The sequence below is a fragment of the Sphingomonas jatrophae genome, from assembly GCF_900113315.1.
GTDB classification, from domain to species: Bacteria; Pseudomonadota; Alphaproteobacteria; order Sphingomonadales; family Sphingomonadaceae; genus Sphingomonas_P; species Sphingomonas_P jatrophae.
Genome location: NZ_FOZG01000001.1, coordinates 1592100 through 1605356 on the forward strand (window position 1 = coordinate 1592100; position 13257 = coordinate 1605356).

Below are 13257 nucleotides of genomic sequence, written 5' to 3' on the forward strand. Positions count from 1 at the left end.
TCAGCCCACGAAGGGCGTTTCGTTGACGTCGAGCAAAGTCCAAGGGCGGCCGACCAGATCGAGCGCGCTCGTAGCGCCGGCCTTGGCCATCACCCGCCGCAGGCCCTCGGCATCCAACTGCACCATCGACCGGCGATCGCCGCCGAAGCGCAGCTCCACCACCAGGGCCGCCTCACCATCGTGCGTGGAGGTGAGGCGGACCGAGTGGATCGTGCCGTCGCTCAAGCGACTGGCTCGCGCGCGCGTGGCGGCTCGACGAACAGGATGTCGGAGGGGGTGATGACGCTGACCGGGCGGAAGACGAGGTGGAGGTTCCAGCTCTTGATCCGCTCCACCGCCTCATTCTGCGGCAGGTCGGGCAGCTCACGGGCGGCGATGGCGGGCCAGTCGTCGCCCGCGCGGGGCTGGACGAAGCGGCGGGCCGGCGGCGGCGATCCGGTGCTCATGCCGCCACCCGCTCGGCGATGCGGCCGGTGCGCGCGGCGGTGTAGCCTTGCTCGCGCGAATAAGCCGGCGTGCCGTTGACGATGACATGCTCGATGCCGGTGGCGCGACGGATGTAGCGGAAGCCGTCGCCCGGCAGGTCGTCCACCGCGATTTCGGGCCCGCGATCGACCGTATCGGGATCGAACAGGACGAGGTCGGCGGCGTAGCCCGGCCGCAGCAGCCCGCGATGCCGCAGGCCCCAGAGCGTCGCCACGTCGTGGGTCAGCTTGCGCACGGCCAGCTCCAGCGACAGCGCGCGCTCGCCGCGCACGTAGCGGCTGAACAGATAGGCGGTATCGCCATAGGTAGCGAAGTTGGTGACGTGCGCGCCGCCGTCGCCCGCGCCGATGCCCATCAGCGGATCGGCCAGCAGCCCGCCAATCTTGGCGCTGTCGTTATGGCCGATGCCGTCCAGCCCGAACGAGGTGGCGAGATCGTCCGCCAGGGCGATGTCGATGATCGCCTCGGCGATGTGGCAGCCGCGCTCCGCCGCGATGTCGCCGATGCGACGGCCCATCAGCGCGGGGTCATCCTGCCCCATGCGCTTCACGTAAGCGTCGGCAAAATCGATCTGGAGGCCGATCGGCATCCAGAAATCGTCCATCTCCGCCATCAGCTTCGCCCGCACCGCGGGATCGCGCAACTGGGTCAGCTTCTCGTCGCGGGGCAGCAGGGTCATCGCCCACCAGCCCGGAAGCGTTGCGAAGGTGGACATGGGCGCGGTGAGATCGAAGGACAGGTCGATCGGCCGCGTCTGCATCTGCGGCGTCACGCGCGCGCCATGCGCCGTCTGCAGGCGCACCCGCTCCATGGCGATGCCGACCAGCTCGGGCGCGGCATTGCTGTCGAACAAAGGCGAGAAGGTGGTGGCGATGCCGTGGCGTCGCGAGAAATCGGCGAGCAGGTCGATCCGCGCGCAGAGCAGGTCCGCATCGTAGAATTCGGGCACGATCTGGAGGATGCCGCCATGCGCCCCGAGCGTCGCGCACAGCGCGTCCAGCTCCCTCGGCTCGGCCAGGCGCGCGGGGACGGGGCGGTTTTCGTGATCGATGTCGACCCACGATCCGCTCATGCCGACCGCACCCGCGGCGAGGCATTCGGCCAGCAGCGCCTGCATCGCCGCAATCTCGTCGTCGGTGGCGATACGCTCGCGCGCGTCCTCGCCCATCACCCACAGGCGCAGCAGGCTGTGCCCGACCAGCGGCGCGACGTTGACGCCGAGGCCACCGCGGATCGCATCCAGATATTCGGCAAAGGTCTGCCACGTCCAGCTCAAGCCCGCATCGAATGCCTGCTTGGGCATCTCCTCGATCTTGCGGAAGGTGGCGCCGAGCAGCTCGCGATGTTCGGGCCGGAGCGGCGCGAGGCTGAGCGAGCAATTGCCCGGCATCACCGTCGTCACGCCATGTTCGAGCGAGGGCTGGGCCAGCCCGTCCCACACCAGTTGCGCATCATAATGGGTGTGCGGATCGATGAAGCCGGGCGCGACGACGAGGCCGTTCGCATCGATTGTCTCGCGCGCCGGACCCGTCACCTCGCCGAGTGCGACGATGCGATCGCCGCGAATGCCGACATCGCCGTGGAAGGCGGGCGCGCCCGATCCGTCGCAGATCAGACCGTTCCGGATCAGCAGGTCCAGCATCGCCTCTCTCCTTGCGCCGGCCTGTCGCCGGTCCATCGAGGAATACGGTACACTGTGTAGCGTTACTTGCAAGTGCCTGCCGCTGCTGTAGGCAGGCGAAATGAGCGCTTCCGCAACCGCCTCCAATGCCCGGCCGGGCGGTCGCCCGCGCGATGGCGCCATCGACCATGTCGTGCGCGAGGCGGCGCGGCGGCTGCTGGCGGAGCGCGGCTACCGCGCGCTCACCTTCGAGACGCTGGCGCGCGAAACGGGCGTGCCGCGATCGATGATCTATCGCCGCTGGCCGACCAAGACGCACCTCGCCAACGAGATTGCGGTGGGCGGCGAGGCGAGCTTCGCCGACGTGATTGCGGGCGGCGGGCTGGAGCCGCAGATGGCGGGCCTGATCCGCCAGATCTTCGCCCGCTATCAGGTCGCCTCGATCGCGGCGGCGTCGGTCGGCGTGATCGCCGACACCCAGGGCGACCGCGCGCTCCAGGCCGAGCTGCGCGGCGAAGCCGAGGCGATCAACCGGGCAGCGCTGCGCGGCATCGTTGCCGCGGGGCAGCAGGCGGGGACGATCCGGATGGACGTGGACGGCGACGTGCTGTTCGACATGATCGTCGGCGGCATCGTCTATCGCACCCTGTTCAGTCTCCAGCCGGCGCCGAGCGAATATGTCGCGGATTATACACGCCGGATCGTCGCGAGCATTGCTGCGCCGGCGCCGCCTGTCCTATCCCCGCGCCAAGACGACTGAAGGGGGGCGAGGATGCACGATCCGCTGATGGCGCCGATCACGATCGGCACGCTGTCGCTGCCCAACCGGATCGTCATGGCGCCGATGGGGCAGGGCCGCGCCCCCGGCGGCCTGCCGAGCGAGGCCTATGCCGGCTTCTACCGCCGCCGTGCGGAGGGCGAGATCGGGCTGATCGTCACCGGCGCCACCGCGGTCGGCCACGAACGCTCCGCCTTCGACGATGATGAGCCGCATTTCCACGGCGCCCCGCTCGACAGCTGGGCGCAGATCGTGCGCGGCGTGCACGAGGCGGGCGGGCGGATCGTGCCGCAGCTGGCGCATGCGGGCCTGCAGGGCCTCGCGATGAACCCGCCCAAGGTGCCGGGCATCGGTCCTTCCGGCATCTGGCTGCCGGGCGCGCAGGTCGGCGTCGAGGCCGGGCCGGGGCGCGAGGATGGCGAGGCGATGACGCTGGCCGATGTCGATGCGGTGGTCGCCGCCTTCGCCCGCGCCGCGGCGGATGCGAAACGGCTGGGCTTCGACGGGATCGAGATCCACGCCGCGCACGGCTTCCTGATCGATCAGTTCCTGTGGGCGCGCACCAATCGCCGCAGCGATGTCTATGGGCAGGAACGCAGCCGCTTCGCCGCCGAGATCGTCGCCGCCTGCCGCGCGGCGGCGGGGCCGGACTTCCCGATCCTGCTGCGCCTGTCGCAGTTCAAGATGACGGACTATGCAGCCCGGCTGGCGGACACGCCCGCCGAGCTGGAGCGGCTGATCGCGCCGCTGGTGGAGGCGGGCGTCGACTTGTTCGACTGTTCGCAGCGCCGCTTCTTCCGGCCGGAGTTCGACGGCAGCCCGCTCAATCTCGCCGGCTGGATCAAGGCGCTGACGGGCAAGCCGACCATTGCGGGTGGCGGCATCGGCCTGGCCAAGACCTCGCTCGAATATGGCGAGGCGAACATCTATGCGACGCGGGCGACGGTGGCGCTCGACCATCTGGATGCGGTGCGTGAGCGGCTGGATCGCGGAGAGTTCGATCTCGTCTCACTCGGCCGCGCGATCCTCGGCGATGCGGCGTGGGCGCGGAAGGTGCGGCTGGGGCAGATCGACCAGCTGGAGCCGTTCGAGCCGGCCGTGTCGCTCGGCCTGAACTAGGCCGGCGCGAGCACGCCCCACGCGGCACGGCGCAGCGCCGACTCGAACTCGGCGCGCTCCGCCCGGCCGGTCGCGTCGTAGCGACGCCTGTGGCCGAACTGATCGGCATTGCAGACGAAGCTCAGCACCGCGGAGCCGAGGATGTTGAGCGCGACGACCGGCTTGATCGGGCGGAAGGCACCCGCGGCGATCCCCTCCTCCACCAGCCGGACGAACGTCTCCACCGTGCGCCATGAAAACTCCACCGGATCGGCCGGACGCGAGATCAGGTCGGACGAATTGCGCAGGATGATGCGCGCGGCGGTCGGCCGCTCGACCATGAAGGTCAGCCACTGGTTCAGCAGGGTCATCAGCCGTTCGAACGGCGCGCCCTCCGCCTCCAGTCCGGTGAGGTGGGCGTTCAGCTCCTCGAAGATGCGCCGCTCCACCGCATCGTAAAGCTCGCGCTTGGAGCGGAAGTGATGCAGCAGCGACGGGCGGCGGATGCCCACCTGCTCGGCCACCTCGTCCAGGCTCGCCCCGGCAAAGCCGTGCCGCGCGAACACGCGCTCGGCCGCGATCAGCAGCTCTTCGCGGGTCGAGCCGGTGCGTGTTGCGGCAGGAGGGGAGAGCTGCCCGGGGCTCACGCTGGCCATGTCGTCCGTCGCTCCACCGAAATCATGCTGCATGCCCGCGGGCGGGGCTAGCAGGTCTGCCTGCGGGGTGGAACCGGGGCGGGGGTGTGACCCGCCCCGGCTGCGGTCAGAAGCGGAAGCTGACGTCCAGCCCGTAGGTGCGCGGCCAATTGTAGTTGCGGGTGACGATGTTGCCGAACGCCTGGCCGAAGTCGATGCCGGCGGTGCGGCTGACCTCGTTGAACAGGTTCCGGACGAAGCCCGTCACCGCGATCGTGCCGCTGCCGACCGGAATGCGGCTGGCGACGATGCGCGCGTCGAGCGTGGTCTGGCTGTCCGTCTGCGTCGAGAAGATGTTGGGATCGTCCGTCGCGACGGTGCTGTAGGGGAGCGCCGCATAGCGCCCTGTATATTTCAGATCGCCCGCCAGATTGATTTGAAGATCGTCATGCTTCAGCAGCGTGATGTCGGCCGAACCGCTGGCGATCCACTTCGGCACAAAGGCGAAGGCGCGGTCTCGCGCGACGTTCGGGCCGCCGACCACCGCGAAGAACTCTCGGAACTCGGCATCGGTGTAGCCGGCATTGGCGGACAGGACGAGGCCGTCCACCGGCGTCGCCTGCACCTCCGCCTCGAAGCCGTTGATCTGCGAGCGCGCATCGTTGGTCACCAAGGTGACGAAGCCCGCCGACGTCGGCTGGAAGACCGCGATCTGCTGATCCTTGTGCTTGTCGAAGAAGGCAGCAAGATTGACGCGCAGCCGCCCGTCCAGCAGCCTGGCCTTGGTGCCGATCTCGATCGAGTCGACCGTTTCCGGATCATAAGGCGTGATCGACGACTGGACGGTGCTGGCGTCGGTCGCGAAGCCGCCGCTCTTGAAGCCCTCCGAATATTTGGCGTAGATGTTGATGTCGTCGGTCAGATCATATTTGGCGACGAAGGTGGGGGTGGAGCCCGAGAAGGTGCGGCTTGCCCTTGTGCCGAACGGGATGGTGGTGAAGCCGCCCGCGGTGGCGCCGCGCAGCACGCGCTTCTTCTCCTTGCTGTAGCGATAGCCCGCGGTCAGAACGAGCTTGTCGTTCAGGATCGGCGGCGTCCAGTCGACCTGCGCATAGGCGGCGTAAGCATCGGTGTTGAAATCCGCCAGCCGCTCCAGCGTGGTGCCGAAGAATTGCTGCGGATTGTTGGAGTCGCCGTCGTCGTAGAAATAATAAAGGCCGGCGGTGTAGAAGAGCCGTCCAGCCTTGCCGCTGGCCTGCAACTCCTGCGAGAACTGCTTGTAGTCGAGGTTGGATGCCGCGGCGGCAAGCGGCAGCGGCGATCCGTCGAGATCGAGCTGCTGCTTCCATTTCAGCGTGCGATAGGCGGTGATGGATTTCAGCGTCGCCTCGCCCACCTCCAGCGTGCCGGTCAGCGCGTGCGTCCACGTCTTCACGCCCTCGAACAGCTTGGCGCCGTCGACGCCGCCCGTGCCGTAATAATCGCGCGGCCGCCGCTCCGTCTGGACATAAAGGCCGAGGGGCACGCCGACATAAGCGGGCGATGCCGGATCGAAGATGCCGCCCGCGCCGATGCCCTGGAGCACGCCCAGCATCGGCGTCGTCTTCAGCCGGCTGTAATCGCCCGAATAGTCGAAGGTGAGCGTGTCGCTCGGCCGGAAGCGCACGGCGAGGCGGCCGGCATAGCTGGTCTTGTCGCCCAGCCGCTTGACGGTGGGCGCCGGGCCGGGGATCTGCGGCACGGGGTTGGCGCGCGTGCGGATATAGCCGTTCTGATCGGACCAGAGACCCGCCAGCGTGACCGAAAAGGGGCCGAAGGCCGGCAGATCGAGCGAGCCCTGAAGCAGGCGCCGGTCATAATTGCCGATGCCCGCCTTCAGCGTGCCGCCCAGTTCGCCGCTGGGTTTCCGCGTCACGATGCTGACGGCACCCGCCAGAGTATTGCGGCCGAACAGAGTGCCCTGCGGCCCGCGCAGCACCTCGATATGGTCGATCTCGGCGATGTCGATGCTCGAGCCGACGGCTTTGCCGATATAGACGCCGTCAATATACATGGCGGCGGCAGGCTCGTACCCCGGATTGGGATTGGTGGTGACCGAGCCGCGGATCTGCAGATAGGTTGTCGTGTTGCTGCCGCTTTCCACCACCTTCACGTTCGGCGCGAGGCCGTCGAGCGCGGTGATGTCGCGGATGTTGCGCACCTCCAGCGCGGCGCCGGTGAAGGCGGTGATCGCGACCGGCACGTCCTGAAGATTCTCCGCACGGCGGCGCGCGGTGACGACGATGTCGCCGGTGCCGAGCGGCGCGGTGGCGGGCTCGGCCGCGGGCGGTGCGGCGGCCTCGGCGGGCGATGGCGTGTCGCCCGCGGCGACGGTCGCATCGGTGGTGCTCTGCGCGGTGGCCGCGGCCGGGATCGCCAGCAACGCGCCGGCAAGCGCGCGCCAGGCATGGATGCTCGTGCTGCTCATGAAATCCTCCCCATCTTCTTGTTTTTGATTGCGCGGCGGCGCGTCAGCGCTGCGAGGAGATGTTGCCCCCGTCGACGACGATCTCGGCCGCGGTGATGTAGCTGGCCTCGTCCGACAGCAGGAAGCGGACGACGCGGCCGATCTCCTCCGGCTGGCCGAGGCGCGAGAGCAGGATGCGCTGCTCGAACGACGTTGCGCCGATCGCGTCCAGCGTCGGCTGCATCATCGGGGTGACGATCTGGCCGGGCGAGATGGAGTTGATGCGGATGCCGTCGCGCCCCAGCCGGTCGGCGAGCGAACGGACGATGGCGAGCACGCCGCCCTTGCCCGCGGAGTAGATCGGATTGACCGCATGGCCGAGCGTCGCGTTGATCGACGCGGTGGCGACGATGGCGGCGCCGGGCGCGGCCTGCAGGTCGGCCAGGAACGCCTTGATGAGGAAGGGCAGCGCGCGGAGATGGACGGCGATGCCGTCGTTCCAGCTCTGCTCGGTCATGCCGTCGAGGCCGTCCGTATCGACCACGCCCGCGCAGTGGACGAGCCCGCCGACCTGGCCGATCCGCTCGCACGTGGCGGCGGCACCGCGCTCGATCGCGGCAAGATCGCGCACGTCGATGCCGTGGCCGGATGCGGCGACGCCATGTTCGTCGGCGATGCGCTTGGCCGCCGCCTCCGCCCGCCCGGCATCGAGATCCCACAATGCGACGGCGCGGCCAACCGCCGCCAGCGCGCGTGCCGATGCGAAGCCCAGCCCCGATGCGCCACCCGTGATGACGACGCCCGTCGATGGCGACGCCAGACGGCTTGCCACGTCTTCCATATCCTCTCCTACCTACTTGTCTGTAGGGAGCGACTTAGCCGCGTGAACGGACCGTCCGTCAAGCGGCCTGCGCTTTTCCGGCTATCCGGAATGATCGTCGGCAGCGGCGCGGTGGGTCAGCTCATCCGCGCCATCATGAACCGCGTCGTGCCCTCGTCGATCGGGCTGAACACCTCCACCCGGAACTGCCCGTCGAGATCGGCGAAGAAGGTGAAGTGGCGGAAGGTGAGCGGAACGGCGCCGCCGGGGCGATACTGCACCTCGCGCGACGATCCCGACGGCAATTCATAGCGGGCCCAGAGTTCGCGGAAATAGTCGCTCTCCGCCAGCAGCCGCTCGATCAGCGCGTGGAAGCCGGGATCGTGGATGTTGCGGGCGAAGGCGGTGCGGAACATCGCCACCTGCTGCCGCGCGGATTCGCGCCAGTCGGGCAGGCTGCGGCGCGTATTCTCATCGAGGAACAGCGAGAGCAGCTGGTTGCTCTCCGGCCCGGCAAAGGTCTTGAAGTCGCCGAACAGCGCCACGGCTGCGGCGTTTGACGCGATATAGTCGGCCCGCGGCGTCAGGACAAAAGCGGGCGAGTAGCTCATCGCATCGATGATCATCTGCACCGGCGGCAGCACCTCGCCGGCCGGCGCGGTGGAGGTGGGCGTCTCCTCGGATCCGAGGCGGAGGAGCTGCGCCCGCTCCATCGCCGACAGGCACAGCACATCGGCGATCCGCACCAGCAGCCGCGGCGAGGCGGTGACGTCCAGCCCCTGTTCCAGCTTGGTATACCAGGAGGGCGACACGCCGAGCAGCTGCGCCACCTCTTCGCGCCGCAGCCCGGTGGTGCGGCGCTGACGGCCCGGCTCGATCCCGAACGCCTCCGGGCTGACGCCGGTGCGCCGCGCGCGCAGGAAGCTGGCAAGCTCGCGCCGCCGCCAGTCCGTCCCGGTCGCTCGCGGGGGCAGCCTGTCACTTCCGGTCATAGGCTCCCTTGGCCTTCTGTGCGGCATGATTGGCAAGTCTTAACTCGCGTCCGACGGTCGCAGGGCGGCCAGGCACGACCCGCCACCAAGAGGCGGGCGAGGCGGCAAGGGGAGGAAGCATGAGCCGTTCCGGACGGATGCGAGGGCGCGATCGCGCGGTCCTGCTCGCCACCATCGCGACGATCGTTCCGGCGGCCTCCGCCGCTGCGGCAGGCCAGGATGCGGCCACCGCCCCCGTCGGCGCCGATGCGCCTGCGCCAGCCGGGCTGGAGGACATCATCGTCACCGCCCGCCGCCGTGCGGAGGCCAGCCAGACGGTGCCCGTCGCCGTCACCAGCTTCAGCCAGCAGTCGCTCGACAATCGCCACATCACCGCGGCGCAGGATCTGCAGGGACAGGTGCCGTCGCTGCTGATCGGCGCGGCGGGGCAGACGCGCAGCACCGAGACGTTCACGCTGCGCGGGCAGGGCACCACCTTCCTGTCGTCGCCCGGCGTCGTCACCTATTTCGCCGAGGCGGCGCTGGTGCCGGGCACCTTCGTCAGCACGCAGGGGCCGCCCGGCATGCTGCTCGACCTCAGCAACATCCAGGTGTTGCGCGGGCCGCAGGGCACCTTGTTCGGCCGCAACACGACGGGCGGCGCGATCCTGCTCGAGCCCGCCCGGCCGACCGAGCGGGCCGGCGGCTATCTCCAGGGCCAGATCGGCAATTATCGCGACCGCGAGATCGAGGGCGTCGTCAACCTGCCGCTGGTCGAGGACAAGCTGCTGGTCCGCGCCGCGGGCCGCTTCGTCGATCGGCGCGGCTATACGAAGGACGTCGTGACCGGCCGCGATTACGACAACCGCCATTATTATACCGGCCGCCTCGGCATCACCTTCCGCCCGGCCGAGGGGATCGAGAATTATCTCGTCGCCTATGGCACGCGCAGCAGCGACAATGGCACCGGCTATGTGCTGGCGCAGTTCAACGTGCCGCTGCTCGCCTCGCGCTTCGCCACGCGCGGCGGGTGCGTCGGCGTCGGGCTCGGCCCCAACTGCTCGGTCCTGACCGCGCTGGCCACCGCGCAGCAAGGGCGGGACGAGCGCCACGTGGCGGACCTGCGCAACAGCTATTCCAAGGTGCGCGGCTGGGGCGTGCACGATACGCTCAGCATCGACCTGTCGGACACGCTGACGCTGCGCAACATCGCCAGCTACGGCAAGCTGCGCGCGAATATCGGCTTCGATGCGGACGGCAGCCCGATCAACATCTATGCGGTGCGCGCGCCCGCGGGCCTGCCGCTCGATGCGACATGGCAGTGGACGGAGGAATTGCAGCTGCAGGGCAATGCGCTGGCGGACAAGCTGACCTATGTCGTCGGCGGCTATGCCGATCGCTCCAAGGCGGACGGGCCGCAGGGCCAGTTGAGCAACAGCACGCTGCTGGAGACGACGACGCTGCGCGATTTCGACCGCAAATCCTATGCGGTCTATGCGCAGGGCGGGTTCGACTTCGGTGCGCTGACGCCCTCGCTCGACGGGCTGAAGCTGACCGCAGGCATCCGCCGCACCTGGGATCGGTCGAGCGGGTTCGGCATCGCCTATCGCACCACGGCGACGGGCGGCGTTGCCTGCGCCAACGGCGTCAGCAGCAATCCGCAGACCCCCGCCGATTGCGCGCTCAACGCCTCCGCCCGCGCCGCCGCGACGACGTGGACGGCGGGCATCGATTACAGCGGCGTCCGCAACCTGCTCCTCTATGCCAAGGCGAGCCGCGGCTACAAGAATGGCGGCATCAACTATTCGGCGGTCAATATCGAGCGGGACCGGTTCGAGCCCGAATATGTCAAGACCTATGAAGCCGGCTTCAAGTCGGATCTCCGCCTCGGCACAGTGCCCGCACGGCTGAACCTGACCGCGTTCAAGACCAAGTATCGCAATATCCAGCGTGCCGGCGGCGACTTCAACCCGCGCACGTTCGCCTCGGGCGCGATCGTGCTCAACGCCGGCTCGGCGACGATCAACGGGATCGAGCTGGAGGGGCAGGTGGCGCCGGCGCGCTGGTTCAGCCTGTCGGGCAATTATTCCTATCTCGATGCGGGCTATGACGAGTTCCTGTTCCCCGTGCTCCAGCCGACGCTGGATTGTTCGGGCCGGCAGGTGAGCGGCACCGCCAACTTCAAGTGCATGCCCTTCCAGTTCGCGCCCAAGCACCAGTTCAGCCTGACGGGCAATCTCACGCTGCCGCTCGCCGGCGATGCGGGGGAGCTGGGCCTCGTCGTCACCTATGCGCATATCGACCAGCAGTTCACGCTGGCGACCGCGCTGGAGGCGGACGAGCCGGGATCGATGCTGGAGGGCTATGACCTCGTCAACGCGACGCTGACGTGGCGCGACGTGATGGGGGCGCCGGTGGATGCCAGCCTGTTCGCCACCAACCTGTTCGACAAGACCTATCGCACGTCGAACACCAACAGCTATCGTACGCTGGGCGTCCAATCGACGCTCTATGGCGAGCCGCGCATGTACGGCGTGCGGCTGCGCTACCGGTGGGGATCGTGAGCGGGAGCCAGCCGATGACCGACACTTCGTCCGCACGCGTCGTCCACATCGCCGGCGCGTCCGGCGCGCTGAACGACAGCGCCATTGCCGTGCCGCAGCTGCTGAAGGCACCGAAGCTCGATTATCTCGCCTTCGACTATCTGGGCGAGGCGGCGATGGGCCTGTTCCGCCAGTTGAAGCAGGCCAATCCGGCCTCCGGCTTCATGAGCCACTTCGTCGAAATCCATATCGGCCCCTATCTCGCCGAGCTGAAGGCGCGGAACATCCGCGTCGCGACCAATGCCGGCGGCATGAACCCGGCCGGGCTGGCGGAGATGATCCGGGAACGCGCGCGCGCACTCGATCTCGACATCAAGGTCGCCGTGGTCGAGGGCGACGACATCGAGGCGCTGGCGCCGGAGCTTCGTGCCGAGGGCGTGCGCGACATGTTCAGCGGCGCGGCCTTTCCCGACCCGATCGGCAGCGTCAACGCCTATCTCGGCGCCTTCCCGATCGCCGCGGCCTTCGCGGCGGGGGCGGATATCGTCATCACCGGGCGCGTGGTCGACAGCGCGCTGATCCTCGGGCCGCTGATTCATGAATTCGGTTGGGAGCCGGACGATTATGATCGCCTCGCGGCGGGCACCGTCGCCGGCCACCTGCTCGAATGCGGCGCGCAGGTGACGGGCGGCACCTTCACCGACTGGGCAGACGTGCCCGGCTGGGCCAATATCGGCTTCCCTATCGGCGAATGCCATGCCGACGGATCGGTCGTCATCACCAAGCCCGCGGGCACGGGCGGGCTCGTCTCCATCGGCACGGTCGCGGAGCAGCTACTCTACGAGGTGAGCGACCCGCAAGCCTATATCGTCCCCGACGTGGTCTGCGATTTCAGCGCGATCGAGCTGGAGCAGGCCGGCGTGGACCGGGTGCGCGTGTCCGGCGCGCGCGGCTATCCGCCGACCGCCAGCTACAAGGTCTGCTCCACCTTCGAGGATGGCTGGCGCTCGATCGCGCTCCAGCCGATCATCGGCATCGACGCGCCGGCCAAAGCGCGCAAGCAGGCGGACGCGCTGCTGGAGCGCAGCGCGACGATGCTGCGCGAGCGCAATCTCGGGCCCTGGCGCCGCACGCATGTCGAGGTGATCGGCACCGAGGCGAGCTATGGCGAGGATGCCCGTCCGCTCAACCCGCGCGAGGTGCTGCTGAAGATCGTCGTCGATCACGACCTTGAGGAGGCCGTCGCCTTGTTCGGGCGCGAGCAGACGACCGCGATCATGAACATGGCGGTGGGCACGTCCATCGCGCCGATCATCGCCGCGCCGCGTGCCATTCCGCTGACCGGCATGTTCCTGTTCCTGATCGACAAGGCGCGCGTGACCGCGACGGTGACGCTGGACGGCCGGTCCGTCCCCGTGCCGCCGGCGCCCGGCTCCGGCTTCGATCCCGCCATGCTCGTTCGCCCGCCCGCGCCGTCGGTGCCCGACGATGCGGAGGCGGAAGTGCCGCTGATCCGGCTGGCGTGGGCGCGCAGCGGCGACAAGGGCGATCTGTTCAACGTCGGCGTGATCGCGCGCCGCCCCGAATATCTCCCCTATATTCGCGCCAGCCTGACGCCCGAGCGGGTGGCGCACCGTTATCGCCACATGTTCGCCGATCCGGCGCGCGCGCGGGTGGACGTGTATGACGCGCCGGGCTTCCACGCGCTGAACTTCGTCGTCCACGAGGCGCAGGGCGGCGGCATCAACCTGTCGCCCCGGCTCGACCCGGCGGCGAAGTCTATGGCACAGCATCTGCTGGAAGAAACGGTGCGCGTGCCGCGGGCACTGGCGGCTTCGCTGGCGGGCTGACGGCAAAAG

General features: G+C 68.8%; 11 protein-coding genes. 4 read left to right on the forward strand and 7 right to left on the reverse strand.

All coding sequences use genetic code 11. From position 1 onward, the window contains the following. From BM360_RS07530 to BM360_RS07540, 3 genes are read right to left on the reverse strand one after another with little or no spacing between them, the layout of a single operon-like run. Positions 1-225: a hypothetical protein gene (locus BM360_RS07530; RefSeq protein WP_093312968.1), complete on the reverse strand. Its 225-nt coding sequence runs from the start codon at positions 223-225 to the stop codon at positions 1-3. After that, complete coding sequence (locus BM360_RS07535; protein ID WP_093312971.1) at positions 222-446, reverse strand: hypothetical protein; 225 nt, start codon at positions 444-446, stop codon at positions 222-224. Before BM360_RS07535 ends, BM360_RS07530 begins: the two co-directional genes overlap by 4 nt. Next, positions 443-2128, reverse strand: coding sequence for an N-acyl-D-amino-acid deacylase family protein (locus tag BM360_RS07540; RefSeq protein ID WP_093312973.1), 1686 nt, complete (start codon positions 2126-2128; stop codon positions 443-445). The genes BM360_RS07535 and BM360_RS07540 overlap by 4 nt, the downstream gene beginning before the upstream one ends. Positions 2129-2228: 100 nt before the next feature. Here BM360_RS07540 and BM360_RS07545 point away from each other — a divergent pair, with 100 nt between their 5' ends. Both BM360_RS07545 and BM360_RS07550 read left to right on the forward strand, forming a co-directional pair. Then, a complete protein-coding gene (locus BM360_RS07545) occupies positions 2229-2867 on the forward strand; it encodes a TetR/AcrR family transcriptional regulator (protein ID WP_093312976.1) in 639 nt (212 codons plus the stop codon). A gap of 12 nt (positions 2868-2879) precedes the next feature. Then, a complete protein-coding gene (locus BM360_RS07550; protein ID WP_093312978.1) occupies positions 2880-4004 on the forward strand; it encodes an oxidoreductase in 1125 nt (374 codons plus the stop codon). Here BM360_RS07550 and BM360_RS07555 read toward each other — a convergent pair. The 4 genes from BM360_RS07555 to BM360_RS07570 all read right to left on the reverse strand — a co-directional run bounded on the left by BM360_RS07555 (position 4001) and on the right by BM360_RS07570 (position 8876). After that, positions 4001-4639 (reverse strand): TetR/AcrR family transcriptional regulator, encoded by a 639-nt coding sequence (locus BM360_RS07555; RefSeq protein WP_165611235.1) that lies wholly within the window; start codon positions 4637-4639, stop codon positions 4001-4003. The two genes, BM360_RS07550 and BM360_RS07555, sit on opposite strands and share 4 nt — an antisense overlap. A 106-nt stretch (positions 4640-4745) precedes the next feature. Continuing rightward, positions 4746-7085 carry a TonB-dependent receptor gene (locus BM360_RS07560; RefSeq protein ID WP_093312980.1) on the reverse strand — a complete coding sequence of 780 codons (2340 nt, stop codon included), beginning with the start codon at positions 7083-7085 and terminating at the stop codon, positions 4746-4748. A 43-nt stretch (positions 7086-7128) separates the two neighbouring features. Next, a complete protein-coding gene (locus BM360_RS07565) occupies positions 7129-7905 on the reverse strand; it encodes an SDR family NAD(P)-dependent oxidoreductase (protein ID WP_093312982.1) in 777 nt (258 codons plus the stop codon). 116 nt (positions 7906-8021) lie between these two features. After that, on the reverse strand, positions 8022-8876 hold the full coding sequence (locus tag BM360_RS07570) for a helix-turn-helix transcriptional regulator (RefSeq protein WP_093312984.1): 855 nt from the start codon (positions 8874-8876) through the stop codon (positions 8022-8024). A 119-nt stretch (positions 8877-8995) separates the two neighbouring features. Here BM360_RS07570 and BM360_RS07575 point away from each other — a divergent pair, with 119 nt between their 5' ends. Both BM360_RS07575 and BM360_RS07580 read left to right on the forward strand, forming a co-directional pair. Continuing rightward, positions 8996-11419, forward strand: a complete 2424-nt coding sequence (locus BM360_RS07575; RefSeq protein WP_093312986.1) for a TonB-dependent receptor — start codon at positions 8996-8998, stop codon at positions 11417-11419. Positions 11420-11433: 14 nt separating this feature from the next. Continuing rightward, a complete protein-coding gene (locus BM360_RS07580; protein ID WP_093312988.1) occupies positions 11434-13248 on the forward strand; it encodes an acyclic terpene utilization AtuA family protein in 1815 nt (604 codons plus the stop codon). Positions 13249-13257: the final 9 nt, after the last annotated feature.

Bases quoted from the DNA above. Each gene is read 5' to 3' on its own strand.
- BM360_RS07540 (WP_093312973.1), bottom strand. From the start codon at position 2,128: ATGCTGGACCTGCTGATCCGGAACGGTCTGATCTGCGACGGATCGGGC.
- BM360_RS07570 (WP_093312984.1), bottom strand. From the start codon at position 8,876: ATGACCGGAAGTGACAGGCTGCCCCCGCGAGCGACCGGGACGGACTGG.
- BM360_RS07575 (WP_093312986.1), top strand. From the start codon at position 8,996: ATGAGCCGTTCCGGACGGATGCGAGGGCGCGATCGCGCGGTCCTGCTC.
- BM360_RS07565 (WP_093312982.1), bottom strand. From the start codon at position 7,905: ATGGAAGACGTGGCAAGCCGTCTGGCGTCGCCATCGACGGGCGTCGTC.
- BM360_RS07560 (WP_093312980.1), bottom strand. From the start codon at position 7,085: ATGAGCAGCACGAGCATCCATGCCTGGCGCGCGCTTGCCGGCGCGTTG.
- BM360_RS07545 (WP_093312976.1), top strand. From the start codon at position 2,229: ATGAGCGCTTCCGCAACCGCCTCCAATGCCCGGCCGGGCGGTCGCCCG.
- BM360_RS07550 (WP_093312978.1), top strand. From the start codon at position 2,880: ATGCACGATCCGCTGATGGCGCCGATCACGATCGGCACGCTGTCGCTG.
- BM360_RS07555 (WP_165611235.1), bottom strand. From the start codon at position 4,639: ATGGCCAGCGTGAGCCCCGGGCAGCTCTCCCCTCCTGCCGCAACACGC.
- BM360_RS07535 (WP_093312971.1), bottom strand. From the start codon at position 446: ATGAGCACCGGATCGCCGCCGCCGGCCCGCCGCTTCGTCCAGCCCCGC.
- BM360_RS07580 (WP_093312988.1), top strand. From the start codon at position 11,434: ATGACCGACACTTCGTCCGCACGCGTCGTCCACATCGCCGGCGCGTCC.